This window comes from Enterobacter cloacae complex sp. P29RS, assembly GCF_014893445.1.
Classification (GTDB): Bacteria; Pseudomonadota; Gammaproteobacteria; order Enterobacterales; family Enterobacteriaceae; genus Enterobacter; species Enterobacter intestinihominis.
Window position 1 is genome coordinate 20845 of sequence record NZ_JADBPZ010000013.1, and the last position, 19378, is coordinate 40222.

Genomic DNA, 19378 nt, shown 5'->3' on the forward strand with positions numbered 1-19378 from the left:
CGAAAACCTTATCTCTGGCGTTCATGACAGTTGAGCAATCACTTAACCGGCGCGGGTGGCCATTCGCCCCCCTTCTGGATGAGCTTCTCTTTTATTTCGTTTAATTTCTCGTATTGCTCACTGCCTCGGTCAAGTCCATTCAGCGCGTCCGCGAGCGCATTGCTCATCGACCAGCCATTTTTGGCCTTAATTGACGGATCCGCTCCCCGATCGAGCAGCAACAAGACATGATCATAAGCCTGGTTATCCAGCGCATCAAACACCAGCGTTTTACCCAGTGAGTTGGTTGAGTTGACGTCAGCACCGCGATCGAGCATGGCTTCCAGCGTCTCTGTATTTTTCGCTTTAAGCGACTGGAAGACGATCGGTTCGTGGAAAACCTTATCTTTCACGTTGGGTGAGAGGCCACCGTCCAACATCGCGTCGATCCAGTCCGCACTGTCTCCCTTTAGGGCAAATTCAGCAGGACTGCTTTTTCCCTGCGGTCGAGGCTGGAGCGGATCTGCGCCATCCTTAACTAGCAACGTAATCACCTTTAAATGGCTCGACGTTTTTTTATCATTAATTGCGTTGCCAAGGGCCCAGAAAAGCAGGGTCATATCCTGCTTTCCTGGTTGATTAAGGTCGCTGTCTGGCGCAAGCGTCTTCACCGCATCGACGTCGCCTTCCTCAATCGCTTTCGCCAGTTCAAGCTGCTGGCCGCTGAAGTAGTCCTGTGGATTAAGGTCCATATCCTGCTTACACCCCTGAATCATGAATAAAAAACATAACGCGACAAAAGCCATCAACCCTTTTTTCACAATCGACTCCCGATTATCGAAATATCCTCATCCTTCTGTTGCTCTATGCAATCAATCGCTTGATTAATTCCGTGGCGGTCCAGCGCGCTTCCGGTTCCACCGGGAAGATCATGGGGTATTCCGGCAGCATTAGGGCTCAGCGCAGAGATTTCCTCTTTGAGGATCCACGAAGGGACATGCCCTTTCATCGTTTTCAGATCTTCCCAGGGGTTAACTTCCTGAATCTTCGTCAGCAGTTCACCTTCAACCCGATACGCCTGGATATTATCCGTACTGCCTAATATCTTACCGCCGTATTTTTCTACGGTTCCGGCATTGAGGCCGGCGGCGTTAAACGTCCACCCCGCTTTCCCGCTGCCCATAGAGGTTGCAGAGGCGAGACCACCGCCAAGGGAATGACCGGCAATATCAATATTCTGCCCTGACCTTGCCAGCTCCTTACCGATACTCACGGCCTTTTTATAATAATCTGAAGCCATACCCATGCCCTGTGAGAAGTTATTCGACCAGTCAGCCCCGTTTACCACCGGCGCCAGTTCCCCTTTGGTCAGTAGAGAGGAGACATTCTCAGACAGAGAGGCGAAACCAGGCTCGCGCGATCCCCTGAATACCAGCGTGGGGTTCATATCTGCACCAAACACTTCCGGCTTCGGTTGATAGACGCGCGCCAGAAAATTGGGGGACGTATCATCGTCAAAGAGCATGGATTTGTTCAGCCCGAACTTTCCTAACAGCGCATCGTCATTACTGATATCTGTCCATCCCTCCGGCACGTCCGGTGTGGTTTCGAGCGGGTTCACGGTCTTATAAATATTTTCCGCAAGCTTCGCTTTTTCCACCGCGATATTATTCGCTGCCAGACGTTTCGCGGCGATCTGGGCATCCGGATAAAGGCTATTGCTCCCCTTCGCAATCAGATCCTTACGCGCCTGCCAGCGTTCTGCTTTGGTCATCTTCTGAAGCTGCCCGGCATAGGTTTTACCGTCCTTGCCGGGAGTAGGTTCATCCGGCACTTGTGCCGTTTTAGATTTCACTACCTGTTTTGGCAGTACCGTTGGCGCAGGGCGAGATCCGTACGTTCTCACCATGGTTTCGTAGCGGTCAACAATCGTACTCACCGGATACCAGCCCAGGCCGACCAGCGAGGCAGCCTGGAGTTGCCCTTTGGCGTTGATATAAAAAATTTCCGTTACTGATGACCAGTCACGAAAACTTTCGTCAATGGCAACCACTCTGCCCATCTCTAAATCCTGCGCGATCAGCGTGCGGGTATCGCGCCCGGACTGATAAGGATTCGCACCGGTGATCGTGCGCAGCAGATCGTAGCGCGTGAAGAGCGAGCGCAGCGAATGGTCAGGAACCGACATAATCCACTGTCCGGCAACGGACGGGCGGATTATTTTCGCAAACAGCGCTGGCGAGACGTTCTCGTGGAACAGATAGACAAACTTGATGTTATACATTCGCTCCGTCCTGTTACCCGCAGGCTTACGGATTCACCAGCCAGGTGCCTGGCTTCGCAATATCCAGCGTCTGGGTACGCGTTCTTCCATTGCCTTCCAGTTCAATGCGGGTCTCGCCTGCAGGCAGTTTCAGCGATGCGTAACCGTTATTCCCCGGACGCAGCGCTTTCGGCTCGCCGTTCACCTTCAGCGTCTCGCCATCAAGCATGCGGATATAGACCAGCGCGACCGGGCTGGCGTCGACAGGCGACGCACTCTGCTGCGCCGTAGCAGGTGGCGCTACCGGCTCGCTCACGTCGGCCGTTGCTGGTCTGGTTTCCGCTGCGGCGGAGGTTTCAGCCGGAGGGCTCACGGCAGGGGTTTGCGCCGTCTGCGCTGGCGTTTCCTGGCTGCCGCCGCCGAACAGCATCGCACCGGCAACCACCCCAACCAGCACGCCCGCGGCCACCAGCCCCGGAAGCTTGTAACGTCGCCAGTCCAGCGCGGAAGCAGATGTCTCCTCTTCCACCGGCACCAGCATCGTGCCGGTCTTCTTCGCGGTCAGCACCTCGTCGATACCGGCGACGGGCATCTCGATCAGCGCCGCGAACTCCTCGATAGATTGCGGACGGTCTTCCATATGCAGCGCCAGCGCCTTGTCGATGGCCTGAAGCAGCGGAATGGAATACCCCTGCGGCATCAGCTCCACCAGTGGTTTGCAGGTGTCCTGAATCGAACGCACCACGCTGACCGGTGGCGGAGAGCCGACGATGAGGGTGCGCAATACGGCGCCGAGCGCGTAGATATCCGTCCACGGCCCCTGCTCGCTTTCATTGTCGTCGGTATACTGCTCGATAGGCGCGAACCCCGGACGCAGCATGGTTTCCGTCTCATCCGAGAGATTACCGATGGTGCGGCGCGCCGATCCGAAATCAAGCAGCACCGGCAGGCCGTTATCCTGAATCTGAATGTTATCCAGCGAGATGTCGCGGTGCAGGTAGCCCTCATCGTGGATCGTTTTGATGGCGCCGAAGAGCATTGGCAGCATGCGGCGGATCCACGCCTCGTTAATCAGCTCCGGTTTCTCTTCGCGCAGACGCGACAGCGTGGTGCCGCTGTAAAACAGCGTCCCCATATAGGCCGTGTCGTTTTGCACCCAGAAGCGCAGCACGTGCAGCAGGTTCGGGTGGTTAAAGCGCGCCAGCAGGCGGGCTTCCTGAATGAAGCTGTTCAGACCGGCAGAAAACGCTTTGCCGAAGCGCTCGCTGCGCAGCACCAGCGTCATATCCTCGCCGCGCACGGCGAGGGAGGAAGGCATAAACTCTTTAATAGCGATAGTGCGTTCGAGCTGGTGATCCCAGGCGCGATAGACGATGCCGAATCCGCCGCCGCCAATCACCTCTTTTATCTCAAACTCATTGAAACGGTACCCGACCGGGAGCGCGTTTGGGACAGTCCGATTGTTATCATTATCCGTCATCTTTTACAGTTCTCTTGATGATTATTACGCGGCAAACTGACAGTGGAACTCGCCCTGCTCGCAGGTGACATGCAGACGTCGGTATTGCTCGTCGCTGCGGCTGGCGGTAAGTAAAATCTGGCTCATCTGAGGCAGCAACGTATTGGTCAGAATCGCATCCACCATACGCCCGCCCGACTCAACCTCGGTACAGCGCTGAACAATCTGTTCGACCACGCTGTCGTCAAATTCAGAAATAATATTGTGATTCTCTTCCAGACGACGCTGAATGCGCCTGAGCTGAAGACGCACAATCTGCCCCAGCATCTCGTCGCTCAGAGGGTAATACGGCACCACCAGCAGGCGGCCCAGCAGCGCAGGTGGGAACACCTCCAGCAGCGGCTGGCGCAGGGCGCCGCTTAACGCGTCAGGATCCGGCATCAGTTCCGGGTCGGCACACATGGCTGCGATCAGCTCGGTACCGACATTAGAGGTCAGAATAATAATGGTGTTACGGAAATCAATGTGACGCCCTTCGCCGTCCTCCATCCAGCCCTTGTCGAAGACCTGGAAGAAGATCTCGTGCACGTCCGGGTGCGCTTTTTCAATTTCGTCCAGCAGCACCACGCTGTAGGGACGGCGGCGCACGGCCTCGGTTAAGACGCCGCCTTCACCATAGCCCACATAGCCCGGAGGCGCACCTTTTAACGTCGAAACGGTGTGCGCTTCCTGGAATTCACTCATGTTGATGGTAATGACGTTCTGCTCGCCGCCGTAAAGCGACTCCGCCAGCGCCAGCGCGGTTTCGGTTTTGCCCACGCCGGACGGCCCGCAGAGCATAAATACGCCGACCGGTTTGTTCGGATCGTCAAGCTTCGCCCGCGAGGTTTTTACCCGACGGGCAATCAGATCCAGACCGTGACGCTGACCAATAACCCGCTGGTTCAGCGTATCAGCCAGGTTCAGCACCGCGTCGATCTCATTTTTCACCATCCGGCCCAGCGGGATCCCGGTCCAGTCCGAAACCACCGCAGCCACCACGTTTTCATCGACCGCGGCAAACAGCAGCGGTTCGTCACCCTGTAAGGTCTTCAGCGCCTGCTGCTGTTCTGTCAGCTGGCCGCGCAGTTCAGCCGTATCCTCATCACTCGCCGCAAACAGTGCGGCACGCAGACGGATAATTTCCTGCACCCGCGTGCGCTCTTCTTCCCAGCGACGAGCCAGGGCCTCGCGTTGGGTTTCGAACGCGTCACGTTCGGCGCTTAATGTCGCCACGCGCGCCGGATCGCCCGCCCCCACGCGCGCTTCACGTTCGGCAATCTCCAGCTCCACGTCCAGGGCCGCCAGATGACGCAGGCAGTCTTCCAGCTGGGCAGGCGGCGCGCTCTGGCTGACGGCCACGCGCGCGCAGGCGGTATCCAGCAGCGCCACCGCTTTATCCGGCAGCTGACGCGCAGGAATATAGCGATGCGACAGTTTCACCGCCGCGCTGACCGCTTCGTCGAGGAGTAAAACCTGATGATGAGTTTCCAGCGGCGACACGGTGCTGCGCAGCATCAATACAGCTTTCGCTTCATCCGGCTCGTGAACCTGTACGGTCTGGAAACGGCGGGTCAGCGCCGGATCTTTCTCAATGTATTTTTTGTATTCCGCCCAGGTGGTCGCGCCGATGGTGCGCAGTTGCCCACGCGCCAGGGCAGGCTTGAGCAGGTTAGCGGCATCGCCGGTGCCCTGCTGGCCGCCAGCGCCAATTAGGGTGTGGATCTCATCGATAAACAGAATAATCGGCGTGGCGCTGGACTGCACCTCGTTAATCAGCGCCTGGAGGCGCGCCTCAAATTCCCCTTTCATGCCCGCTCCGGCCTGAAGCATGCCGATATCCAGCAGCCACAGCTGAACGTTTTGCAGCGGCTCAGGCACGTCGCCGTCAGCGATACGCAGCGCCAGCCCTTCCACCACTGCCGTTTTCCCGACGCCAGCTTCCCCGGTCAGCAGGGGGTTGTTCTGGCGACGACGCATCAGAATATCGACCATCTGGCGGATCTCTTCATCGCGCCCCACCACCGGGTCAATTTTCCCATCCCGGGCGCGCGCCGTCAGATCCTGACCATACTGCGCCAGCGTGCCCTGCGCAGCCGGTACTGCCCCGGCAGCTGCGTCCGCAGCGGCGGCGGCCTGCTGGCTCTCTTTGCTGCTGGCGCAAATAGCGTCGAACTGCTCGATCAGCACCTCGACGTTAAGACGGGTGAACTGCGCCGAAATACTTTTCAGCACGTTAGCCAGATTCCACGTTTTCAGTATGCCGATCAACAAATGGCCGCCGCGGATGCGGCTGACGCCAAACTTCAGCGAGCCGTAGACCCAGGCGCGCTCGACGGCGCTGTCGATATGCTCGGAAAGATCAGAGACGGAACTCGCGCCACGCGGCAGAGCATCCAGAGCCGCCACGATATCGCGCGTCAGCTGCTGTTCATCAAGGGCGAAGTGACGGATGACCTGTTGCAGATCGCCATCCTGCTGCTGCATCAGCTGATGCAGCCAGTGCACCAGCTCAACGTACGGGTTGCCGCGCAGCTTACAGAAGGCAGTCGCGCTTTCCAGAGAGGTAAATAACAGCGTATCCAGTTTGCCGAAAAGCACGGCACGGCTAATTTCTGACATGTTAGTTTCCATTAACAATGATTCGGTATACGGAAGGATTATCGCTCTGCGCGATACACCAGATCGCCACGCGGAACAGGCTGAGGCTGAAGGCCCAGCCAGGTGTTGTACCCTAATCGCCCGGCGCTGCCGAGCGTGGCGCCCTGCACCGCATCGGCGCGCAGGATCACCCGTGTTTCCCATTCAAATTCCACCCCGGCGTACTGTCGCACCCAGTCGCGTAGCTCGGTGACCCACCCTTCGCCCGGCAGAAAACGGTTGTATTCGTCTGCGCTCAACGGGCCAATCTCAAGACGAAATTTATGCTGCACGTCGCGTACCGCAATGCCAAGAAAAGCGGACTCCCCCATGCGCGGCAGGCGACGCCCCTCACCCAGCTGTGCCTGCTCCCGCGTTGAGAGCGGCATCCACTGCGGTACATTGGCCACCAACCTGACCGGAATGTTGAAATAGTTGCGCAGGATCTTCTCCAGCCCTTCCGGGTCCCGCCCGTGGCGGGTCAGGTGCCCGGCGTGAGTAAAGCGGGCATGCGGGCTCAGGCTGCCTTTCGACATCTGGCCGGGCTGACCCATGCCAATCAGCGATGCAAGATACCCTTCGAAGCGCCTGTTGTCGTCGCGATCCAGTGAAACGGCAGGCTGCGCGTCCGCCCAGGCGCGGTAAAACAGCAGCGTCAGGCGGTGGTGAAAGAGGTCAGCAAACGCGCTGAGGCTGTGATCCTGATGATGATGAATACGCTCGCGGGCATACTCGGTCATGTGCACCGGCAGCGGGCCGTTAGGACCAAACAGGCCGAAGCTCAGAATGGAAACCTCATGCAGTCCGTTCTCTTCCCGCTGCCGGACCTCGGCAACCGTTGACGGCGCAAACCCCATTGAAGGCTGCTGACCAATACGCAGCGGCTCAAATTTAGGCAGCGGCGCGCGCCCCAGCGGGTAACGTTCACCGCCCTGGGCATCAATGCGTCTTAACAGCTGAAACAGATCGTAGCGCCACGGCGTCTCGCGCACTCCGCGCCAGAACGCATCGGGCAGCGGCGTCAGGCGATGCACGCGCAGCGTTGCAGGGGCAACTTCACTCATACCAGCGCCCTTTTACCCATGCGCGGCGCCCAGTAGCCGATTTCGCCGCGCTGCTGGCTCTTGAGCGTGAACTCCGTAAAGCTGTTGATGGAGACCAGGCGGGCAAAAAGGCGTTCCAGCACGCTGCCGAAAAGCCACGGGCTGGCACCGGAAAAGGCGCGTTCGTCCACCGTCAGGGTGATGCCGATCCCGCGGGCGAACACCACCGGGCCGGGTTCCGGCACGCGGCGGTGCACCGGCTCCAGCACGCAGTGACGAACGCCATCCACCTGACGGGCAACCGGCGTCTCGGCGAGGTTAGCGTACAGCCCTAACAGCTGACGCAGCGCGGCAGCGCCCTCTTCGTTTTCGCTGTCCATCAGGCTGAGGTAGTTCATTTGCAGCTGGCTGATGAGCCGCCAGGTACTAAACCCTTCCGCCAGCGCCGGACGCGGCGGCGTCGGGCCTTTACGCAGGGTTAACGCCTTCACCGGCATGGAGTCTGCCATAATAAACTGCCCAAGCTCCTGCTGGAGCATCAGCGGCAGGTCGCGGCTGGTACACAGCACCTCGGCGGAAATGTAGCGCAAATTCTCCTGCCACGGCGCGTGCTGCGCATCCACCAGCGAGACGAAGACCTCCGAGCCGATATAGCCCGTGCGGGTGCCGTAGCGCAGCGCGTGTTCAGAGAGGACGCGCTGTTCACGGCGCAGGGAAAAATAGGCGCCGTAGTTGCCCGCGTCTCCGCTCCAGGTACTCCAGAACGGACGAAACGTCTGGTCGTCCCGCTGACCATCCGCGCTGGCATAGATTTTTTTCACAGCATAAATTTCATAATCCAGCGGGCGGATGTTATCCACCACCAGATGGTATTCATGCTGGCTTTCGCTCAGCTTCTGCCGGGCCGCCACTTTCGGGAACAGGTTGATCACCGGCGTACAGTGCAGCGCCATGTGGCTGGCATCCACCACGCGCTCCAGCTGATCGTCGCTCTTGTCGAGCAGAATGAAGATATCAAACGCTTTTTCGTCTTCGCAGCGCTGGATCAGCTTGCCCAGCCCGCTCAGGCTGATGAAGCGAAAACGCGCCGGGAACGCAAAGTACTCCTGCAACAGGCGATAGCCGTCGAAGTTACGCAGATCGTCCGGGAGCAGCGCCTGATCCGCATCAAAGCCTTCCTGACCCAGGGCGTCAGACGACAGCAGCTGGCGCTGGGGCTGCTTGCTGACCGTCTGGCAGACAATACCCGCGTGGTGCTCCATCACCAGCTCCAGCAGCTTCAGCGCCTCGATGTCCGGGCCGCTTAAGAAGAACTCCAGGCGGTCAAAATCCAGGTGCCCAAGATGCTGCGGGCCATCGCAGGCAATGCGGATCCGTAAGGCGCTGCTGATCCCCCGCTGGCTCAGGCCGAGCTGGGCCAGCGGCAGATCGGCGGGAACGCCGCCCAGCTCGATCCGCTCAATTTTTAACGGCAGCAGGTTGACCTCGTGCGCCGTGGTATAGCTGCACGTAACGCCGGTTTTTTTCAGCGCCAGGCTGTCCATCATGGTGCCGCGCGGCACAATAAAGCCTTTGCTCAGGTCGCCCCGGCTGCTGTCGGGCTGAATCTCAGCGATCGCCATCGACGGCGTAGGCGCCAGGTAATTTGGCGCAATCATCTCCAGCATACGCTGTGAAAAGCGTGGAAATTCGGCGTCCATTTTCATCTGCACGCGGGAGGTCAGGAAGGCGAAACCTTCCATCAGGCGCTCTATGTACGGATCCGCCACTTCGATGCCGCGCATGCCGAGCCGCCCCGCCACTTTTGGGTAGCGTTCGGCGAACTCCGCGCCCATCTCGCGCAGATAGGCCAGTTCACGGTTGTAATATTCGAGCAGTTTGCTTTCCATAATTACCCCGCATCCTTCAGTTCAAAATGGCCGTTCTCAAGATCGACGTCGGTGCGAAAGAGAAACTCCAGCGGATACGGTACGCACCACAGGCGGCCTTTGATTTCGATAGACAGCACGTTGTGCAGATCTAATGAGGAGGTATCGGACACGCAGCGAACCTGAAGCCCCTGCGGCAGGATCCGCGGTTCAAAGTTAATAATCGCTTCGGTGAGCTTGCGCTGAATGTCGTGCCATTCGATATCGGACATTCTTTTCCCCGCCAGCGGCGCGACGCCAAAGTTAACGACAGAACGGCTCACCTGCGTCAGACCACTCAGATCGCTGGAGGCATCGTGGTTAATGGTGTTAAACAACCACTGTAAATCCCGCAGGACGTTACGACGCAGCGCGGCGTGGGTAATCAGATTACTGTTGGCGGACTCGCGTTTTTTTTCCGGATCGTTATCCGTCAGGCGATCCAGCAGTGACGGCTGCATTTTGTCGCGCGCCCCCACTTTCTCCTGTCTGCTGCGGGCCTGCCAGCCGCTGCGCAGCAGATCGCCTTCGCCAGCGGGATTACTCATCCGCGCCATCCGCGACGAACGTCACCAGGCTCAGGGTGAGCAGCGGGCTTTCGCTTAGCTCGCTCAGCCAGGCTTTCTGCCCCATGCCTTCATACAGGGTGCCGTCATCGTCGAGTGGAAGCCACTCGGTGGTGCGCCCCAGCTTAACGCTGTCTGGCGCTCCGTCAGCAAACGGATAACGCGCCGGGATCTGACACACCTGCTCGGTGCCGTCCGTGAGGCGGACCAGCGCATGACGCCACACCAGATCGGTCACGCTGTCCGGAGCCTGAAAACGGATCATGTCGATGGCGCAGAACGGCACCCAGAAATAGCGGCCGTTGACCAGGGTTTCACACACCGGCCCCAGACGGGCATCGCCGTCCATCAGCCATTCAAAGGTGTGGCTCTCTTCATTCTCCAGCGTGACCTGCCCGCGGCTTGCCGGGGCCTGTTCGAGTGCCGCCAGGCGCAGCGTTTGCGCATGCCCTGCGCTTTCGGTCAGCGCCTGGGCTAACGTGGTCAGCCACGGCCACTGCGCCTCGGGCATTGCCGGTCGTACCTCTCCCGCGAACACGCGCGCCCGCTGCTGTTCACCCTGAATGGCCTGCTCCAGCAGCGTCACGGTTGGTTTTGCCTGCGGCTTCAGCGCCAGCCAGCTTTTCAGCTGGGTCAGGGCGCGCGCCCAGTTGCCGCTGAGGATCAGAAACTGCACAAACGCAGCGCGCAGATCGGCATCCGCCGGACGAGCTTTGATTTCGGCTTCCAGGCGAAGCAGCGCGTCGCTAATCGACTCACCCGCCAGACGTTGATAAAGCGTATTCATAGCCCCTCCTTAATTCGCCGCGCGCCAGGCGCCCACAGCCGGATCGCGTAGCTGCGGACGCAGCGTGTCAATCAGAACAACGTTCAGCTCCGCGCCCGGTGTAATCCATGCGCTCCAGATCTTCTTCACCTCTGCGATACGCGCCTGGAGTCTGGCGTCGTCGCTGGCGATCTCACGGGTGATTTCCACCGCCACCGTGCCGTTGCTCTTCCAGCCGTTCAGGGTGCTGTCGTACGGCAGGATCATCCAGCTCTGATCGCTGTTCGGGGTGCTGAAGACCATGCGCTCTTTGTTGACGGAGGTGATCAGCGCCTTTTCAGGATCGACCGCGTTGTTCAGTCCCATCACCGGGAAGCCGTGAATGTAGGTGACCGGAATCGCTTTCTGCGTCCCGTTACGATTCTGCGTCACCACGGTGTGGCCGCTGAGCCAGCTGCCGTTGCCGCAGCGAGTGGTGTCGGAATCGGGAATAAACAGCGCTGGCGCGGAGGAACCGCCCTCCCAGAAGGTGCGCAGGTGGCAACCGTCCTGAAGGGTGAACTCCTGCCATGGCGTACGATCTGCCGCCACGGTGTGCGTCTCCGGATTCTGGTCAGGCGGTAGCAGCGCGCCTGAGGTGGTGGTCGTTGCCGCCGCCGTTTCCTGCTGTTTCACCACCAGCGCCCAGTCCTGCGCTTTAGCCGCTGTGCCCCGGGCAAGCGCCGTGCCTTCCGGATCGTTAAGCGTCCAGTTCAGGGTATTCAGTTTGCTACACTGATGCTCCAGCAGCGAGCCAAGGCGCGGTACGAAGTTTTCCAGCACCGAAACCTCTTTCTTGCCGTTCGCCACGATACGCAGCGCCACGTCCGCCTTACACCAGCTTTGCGGCGTATTATCTTTAATGTTGTCGATCCAGATATCCAGCTTCTGCGCAGGAGACTGCACGATGCGGAAGTTTTCAGCCTGTGCGGTGGTCGCCACCGTCAGAAGAGCCAAACCCGATAGCCAAAGTTTCATATCAATCCTTGTGTGTCTAATCAGTTCCGCAGGGAAGAAATTGTGCTGCGTCAGAGAGCGTATGCAGCAAAGTGGTGTCCTGAGGGTTGCCCATCCACACCGCCACGGCGGTATAGTTATCCTGAGCTTTGCCCTCCTGTTCAGCATTCTTTTGAATGATTTGGTTCATCAAGGTCAGCCACTCTTGTGGCGTATTGACCATGTGCAGCGACTGTTTCATCTGCTCTTCGCTGACGCCGTGCCAGAAACCGTCGGTGCAGAGTAAAAACGCATCACCGTCTTCAACCTGCACGACATCGCTGTAGCTCGCTTCCGGTCCGCCATTCTCAATACCCAGCGCCAGATACAGGAGGTTGCTGTTGAGATCGTCGGTCTGATGCCCGGCATCTTTCATCTGCTGCACCAGGCTGTGGTCGGTGGTGACGTGCCACAGCCAGCCGCGACGAAACAGGTACAGGCGGCTGTCACCGGCGTGCGCCCAGTAGGCCAGACGGTAATCCCTGTCGATAAACAGGCTGACCAGCGTGGTGCCCATCCGGCGATAGTCCTGCACGGCCTGTTGTTCGCTGAGGATGGTGCGGTTCGCCGTTTGGACGTAGTCACGAATATGCTGCGCATTCAGGTGCTTGTCGCCGTCAAAGCGGGAAATAATGCTATTGCGGGCCAGCTCAGCGGCCACCTCGCCGCCCGGCAGGCCCGCAATGCCGTCACAGACGACAAAGCAGGCTGAACGTTCCCCGATGGTTTCTCCCGTCTGATCCTGGTTGCTGGCGCGCGTCCCCTGGCGGGAGAGAGAAGCCGTTGCGATATTCATTTTTCTTCGGATCCGCTTTGTGAGTCTTTGTACTGATTGACCTCCATGTCATAGGCATGGAGGAAGGCTTCGCCAAACAGGGTGTGGAAGTCGTCCTCAATCTCGCCCGCCGTCTCGCCATAGCTGCGAACAAAATAATCCCACAGCGCGGCTTTACGGCTGCCCGGCAGCGCCAGGCGTGACGTCATTCCGTTCTGTTTCGCCTGCTCTTCCAGCTGTTCCGGGTTAAAGGATTGCAGCATGGCGGCGATAATGGCGCGGATACCGGAGATCATCCCCAGCTGGTGCGCCTGCAGATCGATCAGCGCATCACGCACCGATTTGGTCGGCGGCATAAAGCCCGGCATCGGCGTGCCGAACATCTGGATCAGGACCGTTTTACCGGTTGGCAGCAGCTTGAACGGGTTGTTGGCATCGTCGAGCACCATGGTCATATCGGCCTTCACCCCACGCTTGAGGATGGAGCGCGAGGAGAGCAGCGCCACGGTTCCCTGCGAGAACATGCCCAGGATCTGCCCCAGCTGACGCATATTTTCCCGGTCAAACTGCGGCACCGGCTGCATTTCGCTCAGGCCCATGCCCTCCAGCAGCGCCTCCAGCAGTTCGCCCTGAAGCACCTCGCCCCGCTCGCCGGTCTGCGCTGAGGCAGCAGACGATGCAGCGTTTTTAACCGGGTCGATACGCAGGCGGCCTTTCGGCGCCTGCGCGTTGCTGCGCGCCACGGCCTGCGGCGTTGGCATGGTGAAGCCAGCGTAATCGGGACGCGCGGGCTCTTCTTCCGCGCGCGGCGCGTCCTGTGGTTCAGTCGGTTCCGGATCGAACAGCGGTGAACTGGCCAGCGCATCCTCTTCCTGTGCGGCTTGCGCTTCAGGCTTTGGCTCCGGCTTATCAGCCACGATTTCATCCGGATGGGTTAACGGCGCGCCGCCCATCAGGCCGAGAGGGTCATCGTGACGCGCGGCAGGCGCGCTCGCCGACCCGCCAAACAGGGCTAACGGATCGAGTTCATCCGACGCCTCTTCCTTTGGCTGGGCAGGTTTGCTTTCGTCCGGCTGTACCAGCGTTGAAGGGGTGACATCGTCAAAGATGCTCTCTTTTTTAAACAACGCTTCATCGCTAAACAGCGTGTCCGGGTCAACGTTTTTACGTTCAAGCGACGGATCGGCATCGTTGAACATCGCCAGCGGGTCTTCGGCATTCCGCTCCGGGGCCGCAGGCTGGGAGAACGGGTCGTGGGACGCGGCGGGCTGTGGCTTTGCCCGGTTGCTGGAGATGCTGTCGGAGATGGAGAACTCCTGCATCAGGCTGTCCCAGATTTCAGACGGCACGGCCGTAGGTTCAGCTTTTCCGCGAGGCGCGGCGCTGGCCGGTTTCGGTTGTGCCGCCGGAGCAGGTGTCGCCGCTGGGCGCGCCTGCTGCATGCTGGCCGCCATGCGGCTTACGGGCTGGGTGTCATGAATGAGTTCGCTGACTTCAATGCGATAATCATCAATACCGAGAATATCCCCATCCTGAAGCTCAACCTGACGCCCACGCTCCAGCGGAATATCATTCAATACCACGCGGGTGACGCTGCCACGGTTCGTGACGCGACATTCGCCGCTGGCGTCGACATGAACGATGGCCTGCAAACGTGAGATAGTGCGGTCATTGTCCGGCAGCACCAGATTGTTATCCGTACCGCGCCCAATGGTGCCGCCCGGGGCATAAAAATCACAGCTGCTTTGCGGCGGCTGATGACCGGGTTTCGTAGAAATAATCGTGAATCGCATGGCGTATTCCTGCTGGTATGATTAGCGCTCAAACGCTGCCGCTCTCGGGGGTGAGAACGGCGGGGTTTGGGGGTTAAGCTTACAAAATCAATCATAAAGACAATGAAAAATTATATCTCATTAATACTGGTCAAAATTAAAAGCAGTATAAAAATAGCCATTGTGAATTTAAGTTTTTTGTCATATGAATAAACCCAGGATAGTTCAAAGCCGGACAAAACATCATGACATGTATGAGACTGAAGCCTTCGAGAGTCAGTTAACTTAACGCTCTTACCCCGTAATAACCTTGATAAAATTGTGACGCGTAAACCGAAGCCCCAGAACCCCAACCCTTCCCAAACTTGATAATCTCCTTCTCTTAATAAACCTGCTTGCGTTAATGAATTATATATTCCCGAAATTTCACTTGAGTATTTTCGATAATCAATATAAAAACTAACCATCAGGATTAAGAACAAGGCAAAAAGAAAAAATACAAGAATGGAGAAAGCATTATTAACAATCACATTACTCTCTATTGAATAAAATCAGCATTCAAATGCTGACACTATTGAGTCGATAACAATAGTTGGTAACAAAAGGTTGACAAAAGCTATTTAACGGCTTACTGAAAAAACAATACCTACAACAAGCCACAGCGTAAAAAGCATTGCCTGAATGATATAAAGTCGGTGCAGTTTTAACATCCAGCTAATTCGATCTTCCGGTAAAGACTGAACAAACTGATAGGCTTCACCCTTAACATTCCTGCCCTTGGTGAACTTCATCTTCACGCCTTTGCGAAGACGAATAAACCGGATTATTTTTTGATAATTCACCAGTGAACCAAAAAACGATGCATGATTTGCCATCAGGTCGATATCATAACCTTTTGGCGATATTCAGAGAGAAGTCGCTTATAATCCGACTCGTGTTTTTTAAAAAACCGAGAACTGTAAACACCCATGATTACAATGTTAATAAATAAAAGCACAAGAAGCTATAACGTTATATTTACCATGCATAAAGATGACATGCTTTTAGTGTCCTGTAGCAATCAATAAGAACAATAGAAGCATTAAAAAGACAACAAAAAGTGTCATCCTGTAAAACATTTTTATCCATGAGAAATCGTATATCGATGATACTAATGCCTCTGCCTCCGGAGGAGGATTTTTTTTTCTATTTTGCTTTGTGGCCTTTCCAGCCAAAATCCTTTTCATAAGGAACACTCGATGCGCAAATCCGGGAAGACCAAGTTGTTCATAAAAAAGATAATCGTTTACATCTAAATATTGCTTATCACTCAAAAGATGAAATGATTTTGATAGCTCCCGTGAATATTTACGATAAAAATAAAAATAGAAACACAAAGAAGTAAACAATCCTAAAAAAACTAATAAAAGCAATATTAAACGCAAATCTCCATACATTTATTCGTCCCCAGAAAAAATCAAGTTACTAATCCCTTCACCCAATTCAGCCCCTCCTTTAGTACCCATCCAGGCTCCCGCAGAAGTAGCGCCTAGTCCTACGACAATTCCACACACAAGGGCACCAGTACCCATCGTAGGTATTCCCATTGCACCGCAAAGAGCGCCAGTTCCTAAAGACGCAGCCCAGGCTCCTCCCGCAGCACCAAGCGTACCTCCACCAAACTTACTATATTCAGTAACAGCAACTTTTCCACATTCATCTTCACGATCGACAGTACAGGCTTTATAAACATCATTAGAAGTATTCAAAAAAGAGAAACCTAATGAGATCCAGCCCCCTGCTTTCATAATACTAGCCGCGCGAGAAGAGCGTACAATATAATCTGAATATCCAGGGATGGCGCCGACACCAACCGTACTCCATTCATGGACGATAGAGCGGCTTGATAAGTTCAATGCTTTTTTTAGATTTTCGTAGGTTTGAATCTTAAGTGTTAGTTTGCTTACGTTATTTAATAAAGGTTTTAACTGAGTGAATAACGCCCTTCTTTCCATATAAAACTGCTGACCAATTAAAGAACCTTGGGATATAAACTGATTCTGATAAGTCTTCTCAATTTTAATGAGTATATTTTCAATTTGCCTGAAATATTTCTCACCTAAATCACCAGCATTCCCAGCTAGTTTATCACCTAAAGAAGTCAATGCAGAAATATTGTCATAATTAGCGTGGAGATACTCTGCAACCGATGTGTTTAATGATGCCAGCGCATGGTTAATTTTCTGTTTTGCCCTGGAAAGAATACTCAATTGCGATGACTGATTCGTGTTGTCTGGGTCAGCCACGATGAGTAACTGCCCTGGTTTCAACCAAGGTGTGTCATTGTTTATTTGCATAAAGTATCTAGCGGCTTCGCTATTGACATTATTAAACAATAATCGAGCTTGATAATCTAAAGTTCCAGGATGTTGGACCACACAGTAGCCCGGGCTAACGGTTGAACGATGTGTCATATTTAAACCCTTTAATCAACACACATAGTTGTCCAGAGTTTGCAGTGGTGAATTGTTTAATTATTTTATAATTAAATAAACATTCAAACGCCGATGCACTCTCGAAAACACCGAGGTTTGAAAATTATATCATTCACTTGCCGTTAAAAGTAACTCGCAACTTATACCTTTCTTTAATATTAACCGTGCAGCATATCGAATAGCAGTTTTTTCATTGACAATCTTCAATACAACATCATACTCACTTTTGCGCCAGTCAACCTCATTCAGACGAATACACTCCTCTGTAATCAAGATATGCATTGCTGGAAGTTGGTCATGAGAATTAATAGTTTTCCATTGATTACCAACGCGTTTCATTACAGATGGTGCGTAAACTGATACAGGCCCAATAAAATTTGAATCCAGCCTGATATCAAAACAAGGGATTTTGTTTTTTTAACGTAACAGAAAGTTTCTTATACTGTGCAGGTGGTGAAATGCAAGCACTACAGGCTAATGCGATTGATATTACGTTTAACTCTCTAATCATCATTCACCTGCAACATATTTGGAATCAATCATCATGACCGGGGAGGTTCCCCGGTCATGGATGAACAATTACGCTTCTTTGTTTTCTTTAATGTTCCAGCCAGCGCTGCTTTCAGCACCTTTACCACCGGCAGTGGTCTGCTCCCAGTACTGCTGTTTCACTTTCGCAGCCTGGAATGCATAGGTCACGCCAACGGTATCGCCGTTGTCTGCACCGGTGTACTGAACAGAAGTCACGAGAACGTCTTCCAGGGTGATGCGGGTGTATTCAACCTGCTGACCACCCGCTTTGCAGACGGACAGTTCAACTTTGGTCAGGTGTTTACCGCTTGCGCAGTGTTTCAGGATTGCTGTAGTGGATTTGTCGATCAGAGCGTTAACGTGCAGATCGTTAAAGTTAACTTTACCGGCACCGCCGCCGCCACCAACGCTCATATTACCCGGCTGGGACGCGCCCCAGGAGAAGGAGGTAATATCAGTCCAGCCGGTGTGGTTAGAATCTTTAGATTCGCCCGTAACACCCTCGACCTTCAGAAACATATCAATAGCCATAATATCTACTCTTCGTGGATGAACAATATTGCTTTCGAAAAAGCCCTTATATGGCAAACAGGAAAGCATGGGGCTGAATAAAACCGTCCATATTTTACCTCTGCCTCATATCAAACGACCCGTGTCATTTGACAGTCTTACATTCCCCCTGAATGAACGGAAAGAATGTGAAGTCTTTTACTACGGCGGATTATCCTGAATCCAGGTACGATCAGGATCGCCAATGATGAGCTGCGGAACCAGTTTATTCAGTTCGTCGCTATGATAAAGACGTAGACAATTTAAGGTTACGCCTTTTACATCAGGTTTGCGCTCCGAGTGGAAACCATTAATTTGGTTTTTATACTTCCCAATAATGGCGTTAACTTTGTCAGTACCGTTTTCAGCATCAAACGGCATCCACTCAATAAATGCACTCGCACTGCGGGCCGCATCAGCAGAAAATTGACTGCCTTTATCTGCAACCTGCGCAAGGCAGCGCGCCAGGACCAAATCTTTTACCACCTGCCGGTATGTTTGCTGCTGATAAAAATCAACGTAAGGGTTGTCACCGCGAGCAGAAAAAGATAAGCAAGTGAGCAAAAGAAATGCGGTCTTTAGAAACCTGAATATAATTATTTTAATTCCCAAAACCAGATTTCCTGACAGTACGGAAAGCAATCGGAGTTACATATAAACGAATTATTACTCAGAGGCTCGATAAGGTCGATATGACCACCCCCATACCCATCAATTTTATTGAAGAAAACAACACCTTTTCGGCCCAACATTGAGCGTGCACCAGCCTCGCGGTCTTTAAAGATTTCTGCCTTGCCAAACACATGGGATTTATAAAGCTGATCGGCAAGTAATTTTGCGCCAGGCTCGATTGTTTTTCCCTTATAGGGACCGGTCTTTATGGGTAAACGCCCTGTAAATTCAACATTGCATTTTAACAATGCCAGGCTCATTCTTACCGCACAGGTATTTTCGTATGCCGGTTGTTGCTTGATAATCGTCGAATAATCGTAGCCAATTTCTGAAAAAACCTGTTCACCCGAGGCAAAACCCGCGCGTGTGTGATTTGAAGAGTGATGCTGACGTTTAAGTTGTTCGTATAATGGTCTCATCTGTCACTCTCCTTTTTTGCACGGGCGTAATTCTTTCATGCCGTCAATGATGATTTTTGAAGCGCGTTCCTCGCCTTGCTGTTTCGATAAGTCCGCAAAACGAGAATAGAGAAACTCATGTATTGTATTTGGCAAAAAAGGCCTGCCCTTGCACCATGCAGTGCCCTCAGACGCGTCGACTACGCCGAGAAGATACATATTTGCCTTAATGCGTTCACGTTCATTCGTTTTCGACAGCCAGGCTTTAGCAAAACGCTCTGCACTCAGATTTAAATCGTACCCTGTTAACAGCGTCGGATCGCGTTGGAAGTTTGATGTGTCATCCTGAGGCAATGCTTCCGCTTGAGGGTATTTGTAATTTCCTGCCTCCGCGCTTGCGAGAGTAGAAACTGCCAGCAAACTGGTCGCGATCAAAAGTATATGTTTCACCGTCTATCCTTATTCACTGACAGAAACAAGCTAAGCTCTTCCGCTCAAATTGCCGGCCCC

The 19378-nt window shown here is 54.5% G+C and carries 18 protein-coding genes; all 18 read right to left on the bottom strand.

Annotated elements, in window-relative coordinates:
• Window positions 1-38 precede the first annotated feature (38 nt).
• Complete coding sequence (locus IM282_RS11505) at window positions 39-800, bottom strand: ankyrin repeat domain-containing protein (protein ID WP_023300316.1); 762 nt, start codon at window positions 798-800, stop codon at window positions 39-41.
• Window positions 797-2263: a hypothetical protein gene (locus IM282_RS11510; RefSeq protein WP_023300317.1), complete on the bottom strand. Its 1467-nt coding sequence runs from the start codon at window positions 2261-2263 to the stop codon at window positions 797-799. Before IM282_RS11510 ends, IM282_RS11505 begins: the two co-directional genes overlap by 4 nt.
• A gap of 25 nt (window positions 2264-2288) precedes the next feature.
• The gene (locus tag IM282_RS11515; protein WP_023306450.1) at window positions 2289-3722 is read right to left on the bottom strand and encodes a serine/threonine-protein kinase; all 1434 of its coding nucleotides are present in this window, start codon (window positions 3720-3722) and stop codon (window positions 2289-2291) included.
• 24 nt (window positions 3723-3746) lie between these two features.
• On the bottom strand, window positions 3747-6362 hold the full coding sequence (gene tssH, locus IM282_RS11520) for a type VI secretion system ATPase TssH (RefSeq protein ID WP_063138102.1): 2616 nt from the start codon (window positions 6360-6362) through the stop codon (window positions 3747-3749).
• Between the two features lie 38 nt (window positions 6363-6400).
• Window positions 6401-7444: a type VI secretion system baseplate subunit TssG gene (tssG, locus tag IM282_RS11525; RefSeq protein WP_023300320.1), complete on the bottom strand. Its 1044-nt coding sequence runs from the start codon at window positions 7442-7444 to the stop codon at window positions 6401-6403.
• On the bottom strand, window positions 7441-9312 hold the full coding sequence (gene tssF, locus IM282_RS11530) for a type VI secretion system baseplate subunit TssF (protein ID WP_046619500.1): 1872 nt from the start codon (window positions 9310-9312) through the stop codon (window positions 7441-7443). The genes tssG and tssF overlap by 4 nt, the downstream gene beginning before the upstream one ends.
• Before the next feature lie 2 nt (window positions 9313-9314).
• The gene (gene tssE, locus IM282_RS11535) at window positions 9315-9878 is read right to left on the bottom strand and encodes a type VI secretion system baseplate subunit TssE (RefSeq protein WP_015570336.1); all 564 of its coding nucleotides are present in this window, start codon (window positions 9876-9878) and stop codon (window positions 9315-9317) included.
• Complete coding sequence (locus IM282_RS11540) at window positions 9871-10683, bottom strand: type VI secretion system accessory protein TagJ (RefSeq protein WP_192970417.1); 813 nt, start codon at window positions 10681-10683, stop codon at window positions 9871-9873. The genes tssE and IM282_RS11540 overlap by 8 nt, the downstream gene beginning before the upstream one ends.
• 9 nt (window positions 10684-10692) lie before the next feature.
• A complete protein-coding gene (locus IM282_RS11545) occupies window positions 10693-11679 on the bottom strand; it encodes a hypothetical protein (RefSeq protein ID WP_022648405.1) in 987 nt (328 codons plus the stop codon).
• Between the two features lie 16 nt (window positions 11680-11695).
• Entirely contained in the window at window positions 11696-12493 is a 798-nt protein-coding gene (locus IM282_RS11550; RefSeq protein WP_022648406.1) for a PP2C family serine/threonine-protein phosphatase, read from the bottom strand.
• Entirely contained in the window at window positions 12490-14265 is a 1776-nt protein-coding gene (tagH, locus tag IM282_RS11555; protein WP_108367069.1) for a type VI secretion system-associated FHA domain protein TagH, read from the bottom strand. The genes IM282_RS11550 and tagH overlap by 4 nt, the downstream gene beginning before the upstream one ends.
• Window positions 14266-14375: 110 nt before the next feature.
• Entirely contained in the window at window positions 14376-14774 is a 399-nt protein-coding gene (locus IM282_RS11560) for a hypothetical protein (RefSeq protein ID WP_126292142.1), read from the bottom strand.
• A 90-nt stretch (window positions 14775-14864) separates the two neighbouring features.
• On the bottom strand, window positions 14865-15119 hold the full coding sequence (locus tag IM282_RS21885) for a hypothetical protein (RefSeq protein ID WP_072202182.1): 255 nt from the start codon (window positions 15117-15119) through the stop codon (window positions 14865-14867).
• Window positions 15120-15680: 561 nt separating this feature from the next.
• Window positions 15681-16697 (bottom strand): hypothetical protein, encoded by a 1017-nt coding sequence (locus tag IM282_RS11570; protein ID WP_192970418.1) that lies wholly within the window; start codon window positions 16695-16697, stop codon window positions 15681-15683.
• Between the two features lie 600 nt (window positions 16698-17297).
• Window positions 17298-17780, bottom strand: a complete 483-nt coding sequence (locus IM282_RS11575) for a type VI secretion system tube protein Hcp (RefSeq protein WP_014884229.1) — start codon at window positions 17778-17780, stop codon at window positions 17298-17300.
• A gap of 180 nt (window positions 17781-17960) precedes the next feature.
• Window positions 17961-18410, bottom strand: a complete 450-nt coding sequence (locus IM282_RS11580; RefSeq protein ID WP_052952468.1) for a T6SS amidase immunity protein Tai4 family protein — start codon at window positions 18408-18410, stop codon at window positions 17961-17963.
• Window positions 18395-18889, bottom strand: coding sequence for a T6SS effector amidase Tae4 family protein (locus tag IM282_RS11585; protein WP_058646894.1), 495 nt, complete (start codon window positions 18887-18889; stop codon window positions 18395-18397). Before IM282_RS11585 ends, IM282_RS11580 begins: the two co-directional genes overlap by 16 nt.
• A 3-nt stretch (window positions 18890-18892) precedes the next feature.
• Window positions 18893-19318: a Rap1a/Tai family immunity protein gene (locus IM282_RS11590; RefSeq protein ID WP_046619487.1), complete on the bottom strand. Its 426-nt coding sequence runs from the start codon at window positions 19316-19318 to the stop codon at window positions 18893-18895.
• Between the last annotated feature and the right edge of the window lie 60 nt (window positions 19319-19378).

Coding starts and splice junctions, on each gene's coding strand:
- IM282_RS11540 (WP_192970417.1), bottom strand. CDS start 10,683: ATGAATACGCTTTATCAACGTCTGGCGGGTGAGTCGATTAGCGACGCG.
- tssE (WP_015570336.1), bottom strand. CDS start 9,878: ATGAGTAATCCCGCTGGCGAAGGCGATCTGCTGCGCAGCGGCTGGCAG.
- tssG (WP_023300320.1), bottom strand. CDS start 7,444: ATGAGTGAAGTTGCCCCTGCAACGCTGCGCGTGCATCGCCTGACGCCG.
- IM282_RS11570 (WP_192970418.1), bottom strand. CDS start 16,697: ATGACACATCGTTCAACCGTTAGCCCGGGCTACTGTGTGGTCCAACAT.
- IM282_RS11545 (WP_022648405.1), bottom strand. CDS start 11,679: ATGAAACTTTGGCTATCGGGTTTGGCTCTTCTGACGGTGGCGACCACC.
- tssF (WP_046619500.1), bottom strand. CDS start 9,312: ATGGAAAGCAAACTGCTCGAATATTACAACCGTGAACTGGCCTATCTG.
- tagH (WP_108367069.1), bottom strand. CDS start 14,265: ATGCGATTCACGATTATTTCTACGAAACCCGGTCATCAGCCGCCGCAA.
- IM282_RS11575 (WP_014884229.1), bottom strand. CDS start 17,780: ATGGCTATTGATATGTTTCTGAAGGTCGAGGGTGTTACGGGCGAATCT.
- tssH (WP_063138102.1), bottom strand. CDS start 6,362: ATGTCAGAAATTAGCCGTGCCGTGCTTTTCGGCAAACTGGATACGCTG.
- IM282_RS11515 (WP_023306450.1), bottom strand. CDS start 3,722: ATGACGGATAATGATAACAATCGGACTGTCCCAAACGCGCTCCCGGTC.
- IM282_RS11550 (WP_022648406.1), bottom strand. CDS start 12,493: ATGAATATCGCAACGGCTTCTCTCTCCCGCCAGGGGACGCGCGCCAGC.
- IM282_RS21885 (WP_072202182.1), bottom strand. CDS start 15,119: ATGGCAAATCATGCATCGTTTTTTGGTTCACTGGTGAATTATCAAAAA.
- IM282_RS11510 (WP_023300317.1), bottom strand. CDS start 2,263: ATGTATAACATCAAGTTTGTCTATCTGTTCCACGAGAACGTCTCGCCA.
- IM282_RS11585 (WP_058646894.1), bottom strand. CDS start 18,889: ATGAGACCATTATACGAACAACTTAAACGTCAGCATCACTCTTCAAAT.